We start from the raw sequence: 18,105 nt of genomic DNA on the forward strand, positions 1-18,105 counted from the left end.
TAGGCACGCCTATGTCAGACAATATTCCAAACGATCCATTCGCAGATCGTGAATCCAAAAATTACGAAAACCCAATTCCAAGTCGAGAGTTCATCACTGAGTTTCTGCAGCAAGCTGGCGTCCCAATGAATCGCAACGATTTGTTTGAAGCGCTTAAGCTAAAAGGTGAAGATCAATACGAAGGTTTACGCCGTCGACTGCGCGCGATGGAGCGTGATGGCCAGCTCGTGTTTACGCGTCGTCAGTGCTACGCGCTACCAGAAAAACTCGAGATGGTAAAAGGTTACGTAATTGGCCATAAAGATGGTCATGGTTGGGTGCGTCCTGAAGGCAGTGTCGGCAAGGATAATGACATTGTGCTGCCTCATCACCAAATGAAACACATCATTCATGGTGATTTCGTTTTGGTTCAACCGACGGATAACAGCAAGCGCGGTCGCCGTGAAGGGCGTTTAGTACGTGTTTTAGAAGAGCGTAACACGCAGATCGTTGGTCGTTTCTTCCTAGAGTACGGCTACTCTTACGTTGTGCCTGATGACTCGCGTATCAGCCAAGATATTCTAATCCCAAATGAGCACAAAGCAGGTGCTCGTATGGGTAACGTGGTGGTGATTGAGATCACTGACCGTGGTTCTCGTTCGCGTGGCATGATGGGTAAAGTGGTTGAAGTGCTGGGTGAAAACATGGCTCCGGGTATGGAAACGCAAATCGCGATTCGTACTCACCAAATTCCTCACGATTGGCCAGCGGCTGTCGATAAACAAATTGAAAATCTAGGCGAAGAAGTCCCAGAAGAAGCAAAAGTGGGTCGAGTTGACTTACGTGAGTTACCGTTGGTGACCATCGATGGTGAAGACGCTCGTGACTTTGATGATGCGGTGTACTGTGAGAAGAAAAAGAGCGGTGGTTGGCGTTTATGGGTAGCGATTGCTGACGTAAGTTACTACGTACGTACAGACTCTGCGCTGGACAAAGAAGCCATCAACCGTGGTAACTCGGTGTACTTCCCATCGCAAGTTGTGCCAATGTTACCTGAGGTGCTATCAAACGGTTTGTGTTCACTTAACCCACAAGTTGATCGTCTGTGTATGGTGTGTGAAATGACCATCTCTGACACCGGTAAGCTGTCAGGGTACAAGCACTACGAAGCGGTGATGAACTCACATGCACGTCTGACTTACAACAAAGTGGGGGCGATTCTAGAAGGTGATGAAGAGCTGCGTATGCGCTACCACAACCTAGTGCCTCATCTAGAAGAACTGCACAGCATGTACAAAGTGCTAAAAGACGCTCGTGACAACCGTGGTGCGATTGAATTTGAGACCGTTGAAGCTAAGTTCATCTTCAATGCCGATCGTAAGATTGAAACCATCGAGCCTGTGATTCGTAACGATGCACATAAGATCATCGAAGAATGTATGATCCTAGCGAACATCGCCTCAGCGTCTTATGTCGAGAAGGCAAAAGAGCCAGCATTGTACCGTGTTCACGAATCTCCGGGTGAACTGCGCTTGCAGGGTTTCCGTGATTTCCTAAGTGAGCTTGGCTTGGATTTGAAGGGCGGTCTTGAACCATCACCAACCGACTATGCAGACTTGGTAAAACAGATTGCGGAGCGTCAGGACAAAGAGCTGATTCAAACCATGCTGTTGCGCTCAATGAAGCAAGCAGTATACAACGCGGACAATGCCGGCCACTTTGGTTTGGCGCTGAAGCGTTACGCGCACTTCACGTCGCCAATTCGTCGTTACCCAGACCTGCTGCTGCACCGCGCAATCAAATATCTGATTGCCAAAGAAGAAGGTCGCAATCAAGATCGTTGGACCCCAACGGGTGGTTACCACTACTCGTTTGACGACATGGACTTCTACGGTGAGCAATGTTCGATGACAGAGCGCCGTGCAGACGACGCAACTCGTGAAGTGGCTGATTGGTTGAAGTGTGAATACATGCAAGACCATGTTGGCGACGAGCTGGATGGTGTTATTGCCAACGTGACCAGCTTTGGTTTCTTTGTTCGTCTGACTGAGCTGCACATCGATGGTTTGGTGCACATTTCAACGCTAGCGAACGACTACTACCAATTTGATCCGATTGGTCAAAGACTTATCGGTGAAAGCTTCGGTAACATCTATCGCCTAGGCGATGCGGTGAAAGTGAAAGTGCTTGCGGTCAACTTAAATGACAAGCAAATTGACTTTGAATTAATCGAAACAAGCCGTAAGCTACGCGGCAAAGGTAAGACTGCGAAGAAACGCGCAGCAGATGCCAAACGCAAAGCAAAAGAGAAAAAACGTGCGGCAACCAAAGGCGGTACTCGCGCGAAGCCGATGATTGAACCGACCAAGCACCCAGAACCTGCGGAAGCAGGCAGTGCTCGCAAAGGTAGCGCGAAACGCGGTGACGCTGAAGGTACGAAAAAGCCGAAGAAAGCACGCAAGAAAAAGCCACACAGTAAGCCGAGAAAGACTAAGCGTACTAAGAGCGACGCTGAGTAGGCTGAAGCGCCAATCTAGTCCGAACAGGAGTAGATTGGCGAGGGCAAGACGACCAGAACAACAGGTTAAACAATGAGTAACGAATTTATTTACGGCATTCACGCAGTGAAAGCGGTATTAGAACGCGAACCAGAGCGTTTTATCGAAGCATACGTCCTAAAAGGCCGCCAAGACGATCGTCTAATGCCAATCCTGAATGACCTTCAGGTTTGTGGTGTTTCGATTCAACAAATGACTCGTAAAACGCTAGATGACAAAGCACACGGTGCTAACCACCAAGGCATCATTGCGCGTGTTAAAGCTGCGAAACAGCTTAATGAAAACGACATTGATGGCATCCTAGCGCAGCATGAATCACCGCTGCTGTTGGTATTGGATGGCGTGACGGATCCACACAACCTAGGCGCATGTCTTCGTAATGCTGATGCAGCCGGCGCGGCGGCGATCATCGTACCGAAAGATCGCTCTGCACCGATGAATGCCACCGTAAGCAAGGTTGCTTGTGGCGCAGCAGAAGTCGTGCCATTGATCCGAGTGACCAACTTGGCTCGTACTATGCGTACACTGCAAGAGCAAGGCTTCTGGTTTGTTGGTACAGCAGGCGAAGCAACGCACGATATCTACCAAGCGAAACTGACTGGCCCTCTTGCTATCGTAATGGGTGCAGAAGGTGACGGTATGCGTCGTCTAACTCGCGAAACCTGTGACGATTTGATTAAGATCCCAATGGCTGGCAGCGTTTCTAGTTTGAACGTATCTGTGGCATCAGGTATTTGTTTGTTTGAAGCGGTTCGTCAGCGTATTGCTGCAAAGTAATTGCTAAACCATTTTAATAAACAAACAGTTACTGCAAAGTCAGACAAAATGATAAAAACAAAGGATGGGGTGCCATCCTTTGTCGTTTTCACCGATTTATAAATAAAAATCTTCAGGGAAGTTATGACTCAACAAGACATTAAATTCATTGCCTTTGACCTAGACGGTACTTTGCTTGATAGCGTGCCGGATCTAGCGGTTGCGGCAGACCAAGCCGTTCAAGCACTTGGTTTTCCATCTGTTTCAGAAGAACAAGTTCGTGACTATGTTGGTAACGGCGCAGACGTGCTGATTGGACGCTCACTAAGCCAAAGCCTGACCATCAACCCAGAGTTGAGTGAAGAGCTTCGTGCAAAAGCGCGTGTACTGTTTGATGATTACTACGAGCAAAGCGGTCACAAGCTAAGTCACCTTTACCCAACGGTAAAAGAGACACTAGCAGAGCTGCACAAAGCGGGCTTTGTTATGGCGTTGGTGACCAACAAACCTTCAAAGTTTGTGCCTGACGTTTTGGAAAAGCACGACATCGCAAAATACTTCGTTGATGTTCTTGGCGGTGATGCATTCCCAGAGAAAAAACCAAACCCAGTAGCACTGAACTGGCTGATGGAAAAGCACCAAATCCAACCTAGTGAAATGCTGATGGTTGGCGACTCGAAAAACGACATTCTTGCAGCGAAGAACGCAGGTTGCGCCTCATTTGGTCTGACATATGGTTACAACCACGGTGAACCTATTTCTGCATCAAATCCAGATTTCGTCGCTGACAGTTTGGCAGAATTATTGGACGTTGTAGCGGTTTCTGCATAACGGCTACAAAAGAGCTTCCAAAATACTCGTTAATGAGTACACTGAGTAAACCGTGCACCTATTACTGCACGGTTTTTTTCATTTAATTAGATTAAGAAGTCAAAGGAATCATTCTAATGAGCAAACCCATTGTATTGAGTGGTGTTCAACCTTCAGGTGAACTAAGTATCGGTAACTACTTGGGTGCTCTACGTCAATGGCAGCAGATGCAAGACGATTATGATTGCCAATACTGTGTGGTAGACCTTCACGCTATTACGGTTCGTCAGGACCCTAAAGCGCTGCATGAAGCGACTCTAGACGCACTGGCGATCTGTCTGGCAGTTGGTGTTGACCCGAAGAAGAGCACGCTATTTGTTCAGTCACACGTACCAGAGCATGCTCAACTTGGTTGGCTTCTTAACTGTTACACTCAAATGGGTGAACTGGGTCGAATGACGCAGTTTAAAGACAAATCTGCACGTTACTCAAACGACAGCTCAAGCCAGTTTGGTGATGTAAACGTGGGTCTGTTTGACTACCCAGTACTGATGGCGGCAGACATCCTGCTTTACGGCGCGCACCAAGTGCCTGTAGGTAGCGACCAGAAGCAACACCTAGAGCTAGCGCGTGATATTGCTAACCGCTTTAACAACATCTACTCACCAGAGCAGCCAATCTTCCAAGTGCCAGAGCCTTACATTCCGACGGTAAACGCGCGTGTAATGAGCCTTCAAGACGCAACGAAGAAGATGTCTAAATCTGATGACAACCGTAAGAACGTTATCACGCTGTTGGAAGAGCCTAAGTCGATCATTAAGAAGATCAACAAAGCGCAAACTGACACAGAAACACCACCGCGTATCGCTCACGATTGGGACAACAAGGCGGGTATCTCTAACCTAATGGGTCTGTACTCTGCGGCAACAGGCATGAGCTTTGAAGAGATTGAAGCGAAATACCAAGGCGTTGAAATGTACGGTCCATTCAAGAAAGACGTTGGTGAAGCGTTGGTGACTATGCTTGAGCCTATTCAAGCTGAATACCATCGCATTCGTGCTGACCGCGCTTACATGAACGAAGTGATGAAGCAAGGTGCTGAGAAAGCATCGGCACGTGCGGCTGAAACGTTGAAGAAAGCGTACGAAGCAGTAGGTTTTGTTGCTCGCCCATAGTTGCTAAAGAGCATTCAGAATTTAAGAGCTCCACCATCGGTGGAGCTTTTTTTATGCCTAGAGAGCTACAAGCTTAAATAGCCAGAAAGCTTATTTTGATTCACACGGTAAAAAAGGAAGGGAATAATAAGTTTTGTTATTCTAAATTAGCATTGATTAATGTTTAGTTTTGGTTACTAGAATCAAGTGAATTCAAAATAAATATCCAGATATTCACATAACATGTTGAGAAATATAAAACTGGGTAATAAGTCTAATTCTAGCCCTTTATTGGTTTAGTTACTGTATTTGTTACAAAAACTGTTTAAATGGGCAGCCCTGGCATAATTTTGCGTATTCACGTGTGATATATTTCACGGCTTTTACTGGTGTTTCTTATTTATTTCATAAATAAACCTGATAGTAGGCACAAATGGTGGGCTCTGCTCAGGGCTTAGTTTGCATTTAAATAAATATCAGGTACGACAATGGATACGTTAATCAAACCCTCTTTACTTGCACTGACGATTGCCAGCGCGCTTAGTGCCAATGCTAACGCAGAAATTATCCTTTCCCAATATGTTGAAGGTGGCTCATACAACAAAGCCGTAGAAATCGCGAACACGGGCGATGCAGCGGTAACGCTAACCGGTTACGAGCTAGCGAAATCATCAAACGGTGGCGGTACTTGGGGGAGCACACTCGACCTTAGCCAAGTGACGTTACAAGCTAACCAAGTGTATGTACTGGCTCATGGTGACGCGAGCGATGCCATCAAAGCTGTCGCGGATATCACAGATAAAAGCGTTGCGAACTTTAACGGTGACGACCCGATCGCACTGCTTAAAGATGGCGAAGTGCATGACATCATCGGTGTGATGGGTGACGTAGATTTTGGTAAAGATACCACATTGGTTCGTAACAGTGATGCACTAACCCCTTCTGCTACTTATGATGCATCTCATTGGACGGCATTTGAGAAAGACAACATTGACGGTCTTGGTGAGCTAAATGCGACGGAGCCACCAGCACCATTCGCTTGTGAAGTAGACGGTCAGCAACCTAACTTCACCACCATTCAAGATATTCAAGGTGAAGGCGATTCGTCACCATTTATTGATGGTTATCCATACATTACTGACGAAGATCATTTCGTAACTGGTGTCGTGACTGCTGTTACTACTGGCCTAACCAAAGGTTTCTACCTGCAAGCGTTAGAAAGCGACAACAACGACAAGACTTCAGAAGGCTTGTTCATTCATACCGATGCCGCGGATACCAATCTAAAATCAGGCGATGTTGTTTGTGTGAAAGGTAAAGTTCAAGAGTATTATAGCAATACTCAGCTAGCTTCTGATGCTAACAGTTATGTGAAAACCGGCACATCGGATATTCCTCGAGTTACCGATCTTGTTATCAAAGAAGGTGAGACACTACGTGATGCGCTAGAGCGTCATGAAGGCATGCAAGTTGAACTGAAATCAGCAAGCGAGTTGTTTGTGACTCGTAACTTCTCTTACGACTACGATTCACGTCGTAACAACATGATGTTGTCTCATGAAGCGCCATTGTTTAAGCCGACTCAATTACACGCAGCAGAGAGTGATGCAGCTGTTGAGCTAGCAAAAGACAACGCAGCGAACCGCGTATACCTAGAATCTGATGGCAAAGCACCAAACGGCCAAATTCCTTACTACCCTGACTTTGCGAAAGATGCAGACCAAGATGGCTCTTCTGAACAGCACATTCGTCTTGGTTCGCGAGTAGAAGGTCTACAAGGCGTGGTGGCTTACAGCTACAACGAATACCGCCTGATTGCGACCAATGAAGTCGATAACACCAACTTCGTGACTTCAGGTGAAGACTTCGACGTGGCTCGTAAAGATGCGCCAGCGATTGCGGATTCAGATTTGCGTATCGCGAGCTTTAACGTACTGAACTACTTCAACTCTGTGGCTGACAGCGGTCATGAAAACCCAACCGGACAAAACCGTGGGGCAGAAAACCTCGATGAGTTCCTGATCCAACAAGCGAAAATCGTTGCGGCGATGAATAAGATGGACGCTGACATCATTGGCTTAATGGAAGTCGAAAACAACGGCTTTGGTGACAGCAGTGCGGTGAAGAACTTGGTGGATGCATTGAATGCTGAAATCGAAGACACAGAAGATCATTACACTTACGTTGAAATCGCGGATCAAGACAAATACCAAGACGAATACTTTGGTAGTGATGCGATCATGGTGGCGATCCTATACCGTGCAAACGAAGTGACGCCAAAAGAAGTTGCGAAAGTGATTGTGACACCAGAGCAGCACATCGAAGAAAACACCATTACGCGTAATGACGGTGCAGAAGGCAACCCGGCTTACGACAAATACCAGCGTCATAGCCTGCTACAAACCTTTACAGTGAAAGAGACCGGTAAAGATCTATCTGTTGTGGTTAACCACTTCAAATCGAAAGGCTCTGAATGTATTGAAGAATGGATTGCGGGTGTAGAAGACTCTGAGCCGGCGGATCTGCAAGGCAACTGTAACAACTTCCGTGTTTCTGCAGCCAACGTTGTGGGTGACGCTCTGAAAGGCATTGAAGGTGACGTGCTAGTAATGGGTGACCTAAACGCCTACGGCATGGAAGATCCTCTGCTTACACTGACTGATTACTCGAAAGAGAAATACGGCCGTGATATCTACACTGCTGCTTACACAACCATTGGTGGTGGTGAGCTTCAAGTAGAGAAGACCAAAATTGAAAAAGGTTACGGTTACCATAACCTGAACACGGTACTTCACGGCGCAGACACCTTCTCATACACCTACTCTGGTGAGCTAGGTAACCTAGACCACGCGTTGGCGAGCAACAGCTTGGCACAAAAAGTGGTGGCGATTGAAGATTGGCACATTAACTCACTAGAAAGTAACTTGTTCGAATACAGCAGCAAGTACACCGGTGATATGCCGAAGTACAAAGATGCGTTCTCGGCATCTGACCACGATCCAGTGATCATCGCGATTGATTTCCCGGATACAGACATCGTTCTACCAAGCTCAGGTGAAAACCTAGCGGTGGAAGTTCGTCTGCCACCAAACGCAGTTGTTGGTGATATCGTGACGGTAAGCCTAATGGAAGCAACTCAAGCGGCGTCGTCAACCTCTGATGCTGATGGCTACGAAGCGAGTGCAACTTTGACACAAGCGGACATTGATGCTCGCAGTGTCAGTGTGGAATTCGACAAAGCTCCAACAGAAGGCCAGTACGTACTAGAAGAGAAAGTGACAGATTCGACGGGCAACACCGTTAAGTTCAGTGATTCTCGCGATGTTACGTTAGAGCCGTCGAGCACTAACCCATCAGACGATGATGATGGTGGCTCATTTGGCTTTGGCGCGCTAATTGCGCTGTTAGGTCTAGGCTTATTCCGCCGTCGCCGCTAAGCGAATTCATTTCCTGACAAACAGTTCCTAAATAGCTGTAAAGACCAAAGGCCAGCCTATGCTGGCCTTTTTATTCAGCAAAAACTTGCCTTTCTTGCTTGGTATAGCAAAATACCGCCCTTGATTGTCACGAACGTGGCGATCACCACGTAAGCATTGCCAAAACGGATTGGAGCAACCGACCTTTTATGTTGTTGATCATCGATAACTACGACTCTTTTACCTACAACCTTTACCAATACTTCTGCGAACTTGGTGCAGACGTAAAGGTGGTGCGTAACGATGAAATCGACATCCAAGGCATTGAGGCGCTCAACCCAACTCATTTGGTGATCTCTCCAGGGCCATGTACTCCTAACGAAGCGGGTATCTCTCTACAAGCCATTGAGCACTTTGCCGGTAAGTTACCTATCTTGGGCGTTTGCCTTGGTCATCAGGCGATTGCACAGGTGTTTGGAGGGGAAGTGGTACGTGCTCGACAAGTGATGCACGGCAAGACATCACCAATTCGTCACAACGGTCGCAGTGTGTTTAAAAACCTTAACAACCCATTGACGGTAACCCGCTACCACTCTCTTGTGGTGAAAAACGGTACGTTACCAAAGGTGTTTGAATTGACTGCGTGGACTGAGTTGCCTGACGGAACCATGGATGAAATCATGGGTTATCAGCATAAAACCCTGCCAATTGATGCAGTACAGTTTCATCCAGAGTCAATTAAGACAGAACAAGGCCACGAACTACTCGCAAACTTTCTTGCGCGTAAAACGATCTGATCGCGATCACTTTTCTTAACAAATTCTTCATATTTTGTGCCTGAGAAGGGGAGTGCAAAACTATGCGTTCTGCCAATTAGGTAGGGCCTATTCATTTTTCTCATTTCTTTCTGAACCTTGTCATGCATGGTTTTTATAAAAAATCGCTTCTCTATTTGCGTTTCTTGGTGCATAAATAATCATAGATAGTGAGTATGAGGTGTTACGCTCGCATACGAAAAGAATAAATCACTATTGAAATGGTTAATCAAATGTAAATACAATGCCGTATTAGCTTAAATGCAAAACATTATTTGCTGGCAAAGAGTGCTGGTTAAATTCGCTTATCTGCTAGGCATGCGGTATCAAGAAGGAATGTGCAATGACAACGGAAAACAAAGTAGAGCGCGGTTTATTCGATGAGGTAATGGTACCTTGCTATAACCCGATGGAAATGATTCCTGTAAAAGGTGAAGGTTCACGTATTTGGGATCAGAACGGAAATGAATACATCGACTTTGCTGGTGGTATTGCGGTGAGCTGTCTTGGTCATTGTCACCCAGTTATGGTGAACGCATTGACTGAGCAAGGTAACAAGCTTTGGCATCTAAGTAATGTTATGACTAACGAGCCTGCACTTCGACTGGCGAAGAAGCTAACAGAAGTGAGCTTTGCCGAGCGCGTGTTCTTTGCTAACTCTGGCGCAGAAGCGAACGAAGCAGCACTGAAGCTGGCGCGCCGTTATGCAGCAGACGTTCATGGCACTGAGAAATCTGAAATCATCGCATTCAAACAAGGTTTCCACGGTCGTACTTTCTTCACCGTAACGGTAGGCGGCCAAGCGGCTTACTCTGACGGTTTCGGTCCTAAACCAGGCGACGTAACGCACCTCCCTTACAATGATATCGAAGCGCTGCAAGCACATATGTCTGATCGCACTTGTGCGGTGATGATGGAGCCTCTACAAGGTGAGGGCGGCATCATTCCACCAACACCTGAATTCGCTCAAGCGGTTCGCGAGCTGTGTGACAAGCACAACGCACTGCTGATCTTCGATGAAGTTCAAACTGGTAACGGTCGTACTGGTCACTTCTACGCATACCAAGGTCTAGGCATTACGCCAGACATTCTAAGCACTGCGAAATCATTAGGCGGCGGTTTCCCTATCGGTGCCATGCTGACGACAGAGAAACTGTCTGAACACATGAAAGTCGGCACGCACGGTTCGACATACGGCGGTAACCCGCTAGCATGTGCCGTTGCCGAAGCGGTCGTTAATGAAGTGACTAAACCAGAAGTACTGGCTGGTGTACTAGAGCGCGAAGCGATGTTCCGTGAGGGTCTAGATAAGATCAACGCGAAATACAACATCTTCTCTGAAGTGCGCGGTAAAGGTCTACTGCTTGGTGCTGCACTGAACGAAGAGTGGCAAGGTCGTGCGCGTGACGTACTGGTTGCTGCGGGTAAACAAGGTCTCATGGTATTGGTTGCGGGTGCCAATGTCGTACGTTTCACACCATCACTCGTTATCACACAACAAGAAATCGAAGAAGGTTTGGCGAAGCTAGATAAAGCGATCGCAACACTGGTCTAAGCGCGGTCCCCATTTATCGTCAACCTAGAAACCCCCATCAAGGATCTCTGATGGGGGTATTGTTCCTACAATATAGTTAGGATCTTCTTGCATCTGGAGGGAGTATTGATGCTAGTAGTTCGCCCTATCGCAATGTCGGATTATGACGCGCTGCACACTTGTGCGGTTGAGTCTGGTCATGGGTTTACATCTCTACCGGTTAACGAAGAACTGTTAACCAATCGAATTAAACATTCAGAGTACAGTTTTGGCAAACCTGACGTGAACGAAGCCGGTGATGAAGGCTACCTAATGGTGGGCTTTGAATCTGAAACTGGTGAAGTCGCAGGTACCACAGGTATTGAAGCTTCAATCGGCTGGGATGTGCCTTTTTATTCTTACCACATCAGTAAAGTGGTGCACTCGTCACCAAAGCTTGGCGTAAACAACGTGGTTAAGCTGCTGACGTTTGGTAACAACTACACGGGTAACAGCGAAATCTGTACCTTGTTCCTACGCGAGAAATTCCGTGGTGGCTTGAACGGGCGTCTGATGTCTAAGTGTCGTTTCTTAATGATGGCAGAGCACCCAGAACGCTTCTCGGAAACTATCTTTGCTGAAATGCGTGGTGTTTCTGATGATCAGGGCAACTCACCATTCTGGCAGTGGCTTCAAGAGCATTTCTTCTCTATCGATTTCACTCTGGCGGATTACCTAACTGGTATCGGCAAGAAAGGCTTTATCGCCGACTTGATGCCGAAGTTGCCAATCTACATCAACCTATTGAGCCCAGAAGCACAAGCCGTGATTGGTAAAGTGCACGACAACACACGTCCAGCATTGAAGCTGCTTGAGCGCGAAGGTTTTACTAACCGTGGTTACGTCGACATCTTCGATGGTGGCCCAACGGTGGAGTGTGACCTACGCAATATCGAATCGGTACGTCACTCGTTCCGTGCCCAAGTCAAAATCTCTGAGCATACCAGTACTCAAGACTTCTTGATGTGTAACTCATCATTCGAGAACTTCCGTGCTGCAGCTGCAAAAGCGGCTTACGACGCTGAAACGCAAAGCGTTGTATTGGCTCCTGAACTTGCTGATGCGCTTTTGGTTGAGGAAGGGGATTTTGTTCGCCTTCTTCCGCAGTAACTGACGACAGAATTTAAGGATAGAAACAATGACACATTGGATTGCAGGTGAATGGGTACAAGGTCAGGGTGCAGGATTTACGTCTCTGTCGCCGTACAACCAAGAAGTGATATGGCAAGGCAACGGTGCAACGGCAGAACAAGTGAACCAAGCGGTTTCGGCGGCACGTGAAGCGTTTGTTGATTGGAAGAAGCGCCCATTTGCAGAGCGAGAAGCGATCGTGTTGGCTTTTGCTGAAAAAGTAAAAGAGCACAGCGAAAAAATCGCCGAAGTGATTGCCAAAGAAACCGGTAAGCCGATTTGGGAAACACGCACCGAAGCGGCAGCAATGGCAGGTAAAATTGCGATTTCCATCCGTGCTTACCACGACCGTACGGGTGAAGCTGCACGTGAAGCCGCAGGCAACCAAATTGTATTGCGCCACCGCCCACTGGGTGTGATGGCGGTATTCGGTCCTTATAACTTCCCAGGTCACTTGCCAAACGGTCACATCGTGCCAGCACTACTGGCTGGTAACACCGTTGTCTTTAAACCGTCTGAGCAAACGCCATGGACGGGTGAACTCGCTATGAAGCTGTGGGAGGAGGTCGGTCTACCAAAAGGCGTGATTAACCTAGTCCAAGGCGCGAAAGAAACTGGCATTGCGCTTGCGGATGCGAAAGGCATTGATGGAGTGCTGTTCACCGGTAGTGCAAACACCGGTCATGTTCTGCATCGTCAGTTTGCTGGTCAGCCGGGCAAAATGCTGGCGCTTGAAATGGGTGGCAATAACCCGATGGTTATCTCGGATAACTACGGCGACCTAGATGCGACGGTTTATACCATCATCCAATCGGCTTTTATCAGTGCAGGTCAGCGCTGTACTTGTGCACGTCGTCTTTACATTCCATTTGGCGACAAGGGTGATGCCGTCATTACTAAGCTGGTGGAAGCGACACTCAATATTAGAGTCGGCCAACCATTTGCAGAACCTGCGCCATTTATGGGACCACAGATTTCGGTCGCGGCAGCTAAATTCATTCTGGATGCACAAGCAAACCTACAAGCACTTGGTGGAGAAAGCTTGATTGAAGCGAAAGCAGGCGAAGCGGCATTTGTTTCTCCAGGAATTATTGATGTGACGAACATTGCTGAACTGCCAGATGAAGAGTACTTCGGTCCACTTCTGCAAGTTGTGCGCTACGAAGGGCTAGAGAAAGCGGTAGAACTAGCTAACGATACACGCTTTGGCCTTTCTGCGGGTCTGGTTTCAACCGACGACCAAGAGTGGGAATACTTCGTGGACCACATTCGTGCCGGCATCGTGAACCGCAACCGCCAGCTAACGGGCGCAAGTGGTGATGCACCATTTGGTGGTCCGGGTGCATCGGGCAACCTACGTCCAAGTGCTTACTACGCAGCAGACTACTGTGCGTATCCAATGGCATCAATGGAAGGACAAGAGACGGTCTTGCCTGCCACATTGAGTCCGGGTGTAAGCCTGTAATAGAGAAAAACGAAGCGGCGACAAAGTATCGCCGCTTCTCTCTGCCGGAGCTATTTACCAAGTTAGGATTCTGGTAAGCGCGCTGGCAAACGCCAAAGGCGAGCTTAAGACTCTCCAGTGCGTGTTGACTGACTGGCACTTATGCCACACATACCGTCACAGGTTGATGACCGCTCGTTCGTGATTCTGGACAGCCTCCGGGCTGTGAACGAGCGGTCAACTTCTCTTACCCCTAACTCTACATTGCATAACAAGGAGTCGTTATGACGCCCGATGTGTTATTTGAATCGCTATGGCAAGACTACATTAAACGTCTTTGTCCTTCCGCAGCTAAAGTCCATCAACTTCTTCAAGAAGATGAGCCTCTGATTAATGACCATATTGCTCTACGTACGTTTAATGTCGATCCCCTAGGCATTGAAACGTTAGCGAAGCCATTCTTGGTGGTGGGCTACAAAGCCTGTGGTGACTACGTATTTGAAAGCAAAAAGCTGGTAGCAAAACATTTTGAGCACCCAGATCCAAAACAACCAAAAGTCTTCATCAGTGAATTGAAAGTGGATGAGTGCTCACCAGAGCTACAGGCCATTGTTCATAAATTGGTAGAGCAGGTTGATGCTTCTAAACTGACCGGCAGTGATTTCTTATACGGCGGACGTTTGTGGAACCTCAGTTACGCTGACTTCCAAACCTTGGCGAAAGAGAGTGAATACGCTTCTTGGCTTGCCGCGCACGGTTACGGAGCTAACCACTTCACAGTGAGCGTTAATCAACTCAACCAGCATCAAGAAGTGAAGCAAGTGAACGACTACCTACGCACTGCTGGTTTCACCATCAACGAGAATGGCGGTGAAGTAAAAGGCACGCCAGAGGTGCTACTAGAGCAATCATCGACCATGGCAGACAAAGTGCCAGTGAGCTTTACTGAAGGTGTTGAGGTGATTCCTGGTGGCTTCTATGAGTTTGCTAAGCGTTATCCAATGGATAACGGTGAGTTGTACCCAGGATTTGTGGCTGCATCGGCAGATAAGATCTTCGAAAGCACCAACGGTTAAAGAAGAGGCTACGCCCTCTAGATGCCGGAACGCTTCACTGCGGGAGGTTTTAACTCCCGGAATCTGAGAGGGCTATATCTCGTAGGACGAAGTCCGCTCTCGGAACGCAGTGTTCTCGACTCTCGATTCTTTGCTTTCCGTTCCCGATTCCCAAAAAAGAAAAAGCCACCAAACTTGCATTTGGTGGCTTTTAAATTTTTTAAACGTTAATCGAGATTAACGAGTCCCGTAAACAACGATAGTTTTACCGTGCGCAGAAATTAGGTTCTGCTCTTCTAGCATCTTCAAGATACGACCTACTGTCTCACGAGAACAGCCAACGATTTGACCGATTTCTTGACGAGTGATCTTGATTTGCATGCCGTCTGGGTGCGTCATCGCATCTGGCTGTTTAGCAAGGTTCAGAAGAGTCTGAGCGATACGACCAGTTACGTCTAGGAACGCTAGGTCACCCACTTTTTGGCTAGTAACTTGTAGACGACGAGCCATTTGCGCAGAAAGGCGCATTAGGATGTCTGGGTTAACTTGGATAAGTTGACGGAATTTCTTGAAAGAAATCTCAGCCACTTCACAAGGAGATTTAGCGCGAACCCAAGCTGTACGCTCTTGGTCTTCTTCGAATAGACCAAGTTCACCAATGAAGTCGCCCTGGTTTAGGTAAGAAAGGATCATTTCCTTACCTTCTTCGTCTTTGATAAGAACCGCAACAGAACCTTTAACGATGTAGTACAAAGTCTCTGCTTTTTCGCCCGCGTGAATTAGCGTGCTTTTTGATGGGTACTTATGAATATGACAGTGTGAAAGAAACCACTCTAATGTTGGGTCGGTTTGAGGTTTACCTAGAACCATAATATCTCACTTCCTCTGCAGGGTACGCTTGCGCTATCCATATTTTAGCTAAGCCTGAATTGGCCTACTAGAATAAGAGCACTTTTTATATGCTGCAAGCTCTCTTGTGTTTCGGTTAGAAATAGTATCCTTTTTCGAAAACGATTTCTTGATTTTAATCGTGCCATCATTGAGATTTTGTAAGCAAAACTGTGCACATGATCACGGTATGAAAAGTAAACACTACGATGGCAAGGTTTTTAGCCAATTTTCCCTGTTTCGATAAGTTGCTGCAGAATCGGCCTTACTATGAGCTCCATTGCAAAGCTCATCTTACCGCCCGGTACCACAATAGTATTGTGGCGAGACATGAATGAGCCATCAATCATTGCCAGTAAATAAGGAAAGTCGACATTCTTTATGCCGCGAAGGCGTATGACAACAAAACTCTCATCTAAACTTGGGATGCCTTTGGCATTGAGTGGGTTGGATGTATCGACCGTTGGGACACGCTGAAAGTTGATGTGCGTCCGGGAGAACTGCGGGGTGATGTAGTTTAGGTAGTCATCCATTGAGCGCACGATCGAATCCATGACCGCTTCTCTTGAGTGACCACGATCGCGCGTGTCACGAACGAACTTTTGAATCCATTCTAAGTTGACGATTGGCACCATGCCAATTAGAAAGTCGACGTGACGTGCCACATTGACATCGCCATCCACCACGCCACCATGCAAGCCTTCGTAGAACAAGACATCACTGTTTTCTGGCAGATCTTGCCAAGGTGTAAAGGTGCCCGGCATTTGGTTATATGGGACTGCTTCATCAAAGGTGTGCAGATAACGGCGCACGCTGCCAGTGCCATCTTCACCAAACTGACGAAAGAACTCTTCTAACCCCGGAAAGTCATTGGCTTGTGGACCAAAGTAACTGATGTGTTTGCCTTGCTCGCGGGCTTTACGGATTTCGACGTCCATTTCTGGACGAGTAAAACGGTGAAAGCTATCGCCTTCGACCCATGCAGGTTTGACGTTCATCATATTGAACATCTTGCGGAAGGCTTCAGATGTGGTGGTGGTACCGGCACCGGATGAACCAGTAACCGCAATGATTGGATGTTTAGCTGACATGACAAACCTTGTCGAAAATTACTTACCTGTAAAGTGCAGCATGCGTATGCTGCACGGTCGATAACCCACTATAGCACGTAACAAGCCCTTGTCATCGAGTGGGATACGGTAAAATGTGAAGGGTCTAAAACTTTGCTTTTAATTGAATATCTACTGTTTCATGTAGCTCAGAAAAGACGATGAGTGCTTCACCTTTTTCTAATTGGTATTTGACCTGATCGATTTTACTTTGCAGTGAAACTTCGACCGAGCCATAGTCGGTGCCTTCACGTAGTACGAATTCACGAATCAAATTTTCCAGCGTTTCTGGCGCGATGTCTTGCCAAGGGATGACCATAAATACCTCAAACTTTTATGATGTTTAAGCGCGCCTTGGGTTGGAGTCTGGCGCGCCTAAGTAGTTTACTGTGTTCGTGGCACGGATACAGCAGAAAGGTACTCCGCAGCGATACTTTCGTAATAAGCAGGTAGGGCTTCTTCTAACCAAAACTTTGGTTTGAGAGCGGTTCCCGTAAGAAAACCCACATGCCCCCCATGCTCATAAAGTCGGTAATCGATGTTATCTGGCAACACAAATTTCGGGATCACTTCTTCCGTCATAAACGGATCGTCTTTTGCGTGGATTATCAGCGTCGGTAGAGTGATCTGTTGCAGCTTGCTTAAGCCAGAACATTGATCGTAATAATCTTGTGCGTCTTTAAAGCCATGCAGAGGGGCTGTGATCAAGTCGTCGAACTCATACAAGCGAGTCACACGTTTGATCGAGTTATACGACAGTGCGAGTTCGCCTTGGATTAAGTCATGCTTTTGCAGTGCATTACGCTTTAGTGAAGAGAGTAAGTAACGTCGATAGACCTTCGAGAAGCCTTGCTCAATACGATTGGCACATGCCGCTAAATCAAGCGGTGCAGAGACAATCGTCGCGGCACTCAAGATCGGGTCACCTTTGTACTTAGCTAAATAGTTCGCCAGCATGTTACCGCCGAGGGAGATCCCTACTGCGATTTTTGGATTGTTGGGGAACTGCTGATTGAGCTGCTCAAGAAAGAAACGAGCATCCGTTACTTCGCCAGAATGATAGGCGCGGGCTTTCTTGTTTGGCTTACCACTGCAACCACGAAAGTGCATCATCACTGAGAGCCAACCCGATTTAGAGAAGGCGTTCATCAAACCGTTCGCATATGGGCTGTAGAAGCAGCCTTCCAAGCCATGAAAGAGGACGAAGATTGGTTTGTTGCGTGCGGCTTCGGAATCTGGCTGCTGGGACCACGCCAAATCGAGGAAGTCACCGTCCGGTGTATCGAGTGTTTGCCAAATAGGCGTAAACAGCGCTTTCTTGCGAATAAAGCGCGGTAATAGCGTCTGAAGGTGCGGGTTCTTAATCCCGGCGGCTGCGAAAAATTGTGTCATACCTAACTGCTCTTATATGGTCCTT

General features: G+C 47.3%; 14 protein-coding genes. 10 read left to right on the top strand and 4 right to left on the bottom strand.

Annotated elements, in window-relative coordinates; all coding sequences use genetic code 11:
- Window positions 1-11 precede the first annotated feature (11 nt).
- The 10 genes from rnr to L1076_RS25845 all read left to right on the top strand — a co-directional run bounded on the left by rnr (window position 12) and on the right by L1076_RS25845 (window position 14,712).
- Window positions 12-2,498, top strand: coding sequence for a ribonuclease R (rnr, locus tag L1076_RS25800; protein WP_237304725.1), 2,487 nt, complete (start codon window positions 12-14; stop codon window positions 2,496-2,498).
- A gap of 72 nt (window positions 2,499-2,570) precedes the next feature.
- On the top strand, window positions 2,571-3,314 hold the full coding sequence (gene rlmB, locus L1076_RS25805) for a 23S rRNA (guanosine(2251)-2'-O)-methyltransferase RlmB (protein WP_237304727.1): 744 nt from the start codon (window positions 2,571-2,573) through the stop codon (window positions 3,312-3,314).
- Between the two features lie 123 nt (window positions 3,315-3,437).
- Entirely contained in the window at window positions 3,438-4,124 is a 687-nt protein-coding gene (locus L1076_RS25810) for a phosphoglycolate phosphatase (protein WP_005382834.1), read from the top strand.
- 116 nt (window positions 4,125-4,240) lie between these two features.
- Window positions 4,241-5,278, top strand: a complete 1,038-nt coding sequence (trpS, locus tag L1076_RS25815; RefSeq protein WP_005432761.1) for a tryptophan--tRNA ligase — start codon at window positions 4,241-4,243, stop codon at window positions 5,276-5,278.
- A gap of 467 nt (window positions 5,279-5,745) precedes the next feature.
- The gene (locus tag L1076_RS25820; RefSeq protein WP_237304729.1) at window positions 5,746-8,694 is read left to right on the top strand and encodes an ExeM/NucH family extracellular endonuclease; all 2,949 of its coding nucleotides are present in this window, start codon (window positions 5,746-5,748) and stop codon (window positions 8,692-8,694) included.
- Between the two features lie 188 nt (window positions 8,695-8,882).
- On the top strand, window positions 8,883-9,470 hold the full coding sequence (locus L1076_RS25825) for an aminodeoxychorismate/anthranilate synthase component II (RefSeq protein ID WP_038872003.1): 588 nt from the start codon (window positions 8,883-8,885) through the stop codon (window positions 9,468-9,470).
- A 361-nt stretch (window positions 9,471-9,831) separates the two neighbouring features.
- Window positions 9,832-11,043: an aspartate aminotransferase family protein gene (locus L1076_RS25830; RefSeq protein WP_038872001.1), complete on the top strand. Its 1,212-nt coding sequence runs from the start codon at window positions 9,832-9,834 to the stop codon at window positions 11,041-11,043.
- Window positions 11,044-11,151: 108 nt separating this feature from the next.
- The gene (gene astA / locus L1076_RS25835) at window positions 11,152-12,171 is read left to right on the top strand and encodes an arginine N-succinyltransferase (RefSeq protein WP_038871998.1); all 1,020 of its coding nucleotides are present in this window, start codon (window positions 11,152-11,154) and stop codon (window positions 12,169-12,171) included.
- A 28-nt stretch (window positions 12,172-12,199) separates the two neighbouring features.
- Complete coding sequence (astD, locus tag L1076_RS25840) at window positions 12,200-13,657, top strand: succinylglutamate-semialdehyde dehydrogenase (RefSeq protein ID WP_042605514.1); 1,458 nt, start codon at window positions 12,200-12,202, stop codon at window positions 13,655-13,657.
- Between the two features lie 263 nt (window positions 13,658-13,920).
- On the top strand, window positions 13,921-14,712 hold the full coding sequence (locus tag L1076_RS25845) for a DUF1338 domain-containing protein (protein WP_237304731.1): 792 nt from the start codon (window positions 13,921-13,923) through the stop codon (window positions 14,710-14,712).
- 216 nt (window positions 14,713-14,928) lie between these two features.
- On the opposite strand, the gene crp is transcribed toward L1076_RS25845, so the two are convergent.
- The 4 genes from crp to L1076_RS25865 form a co-directional block, all read right to left on the bottom strand.
- Window positions 14,929-15,561, bottom strand: a complete 633-nt coding sequence (gene crp / locus L1076_RS25850; protein ID WP_005381432.1) for a cAMP-activated global transcriptional regulator CRP — start codon at window positions 15,559-15,561, stop codon at window positions 14,929-14,931.
- Between the two features lie 239 nt (window positions 15,562-15,800).
- Window positions 15,801-16,670: a phosphoribulokinase gene (locus tag L1076_RS25855; protein ID WP_005432770.1), complete on the bottom strand. Its 870-nt coding sequence runs from the start codon at window positions 16,668-16,670 to the stop codon at window positions 15,801-15,803.
- Window positions 16,671-16,794: 124 nt separating this feature from the next.
- Complete coding sequence (locus L1076_RS25860; RefSeq protein WP_038877274.1) at window positions 16,795-17,007, bottom strand: YheU family protein; 213 nt, start codon at window positions 17,005-17,007, stop codon at window positions 16,795-16,797.
- 65 nt (window positions 17,008-17,072) lie between these two features.
- Window positions 17,073-18,080: a hydrolase gene (locus L1076_RS25865; RefSeq protein WP_038871988.1), complete on the bottom strand. Its 1,008-nt coding sequence runs from the start codon at window positions 18,078-18,080 to the stop codon at window positions 17,073-17,075.
- Window positions 18,081-18,105 lie beyond the last annotated feature (25 nt).

It is taken from the genome of Vibrio sp. MMG023 (assembly GCF_021654215.1).
In the GTDB taxonomy this organism is placed as follows: domain Bacteria; phylum Pseudomonadota; class Gammaproteobacteria; order Enterobacterales; family Vibrionaceae; genus Vibrio; species Vibrio jasicida.

Coding starts and splice junctions, on each gene's coding strand:
- rnr (WP_237304725.1), top strand. CDS start 12: ATGTCAGACAATATTCCAAACGATCCATTCGCAGATCGTGAATCCAAA.
- rlmB (WP_237304727.1), top strand. CDS start 2,571: ATGAGTAACGAATTTATTTACGGCATTCACGCAGTGAAAGCGGTATTA.
- L1076_RS25810 (WP_005382834.1), top strand. CDS start 3,438: ATGACTCAACAAGACATTAAATTCATTGCCTTTGACCTAGACGGTACT.
- trpS (WP_005432761.1), top strand. CDS start 4,241: ATGAGCAAACCCATTGTATTGAGTGGTGTTCAACCTTCAGGTGAACTA.
- L1076_RS25820 (WP_237304729.1), top strand. CDS start 5,746: ATGGATACGTTAATCAAACCCTCTTTACTTGCACTGACGATTGCCAGC.
- L1076_RS25825 (WP_038872003.1), top strand. CDS start 8,883: ATGTTGTTGATCATCGATAACTACGACTCTTTTACCTACAACCTTTAC.
- L1076_RS25830 (WP_038872001.1), top strand. CDS start 9,832: ATGACAACGGAAAACAAAGTAGAGCGCGGTTTATTCGATGAGGTAATG.
- astA (WP_038871998.1), top strand. CDS start 11,152: ATGCTAGTAGTTCGCCCTATCGCAATGTCGGATTATGACGCGCTGCAC.
- astD (WP_042605514.1), top strand. CDS start 12,200: ATGACACATTGGATTGCAGGTGAATGGGTACAAGGTCAGGGTGCAGGA.
- L1076_RS25845 (WP_237304731.1), top strand. CDS start 13,921: ATGACGCCCGATGTGTTATTTGAATCGCTATGGCAAGACTACATTAAA.
- crp (WP_005381432.1), bottom strand. CDS start 15,561: ATGGTTCTAGGTAAACCTCAAACCGACCCAACATTAGAGTGGTTTCTT.
- L1076_RS25855 (WP_005432770.1), bottom strand. CDS start 16,670: ATGTCAGCTAAACATCCAATCATTGCGGTTACTGGTTCATCCGGTGCC.
- L1076_RS25860 (WP_038877274.1), bottom strand. CDS start 17,007: ATGGTCATCCCTTGGCAAGACATCGCGCCAGAAACGCTGGAAAATTTG.
- L1076_RS25865 (WP_038871988.1), bottom strand. CDS start 18,080: ATGACACAATTTTTCGCAGCCGCCGGGATTAAGAACCCGCACCTTCAG.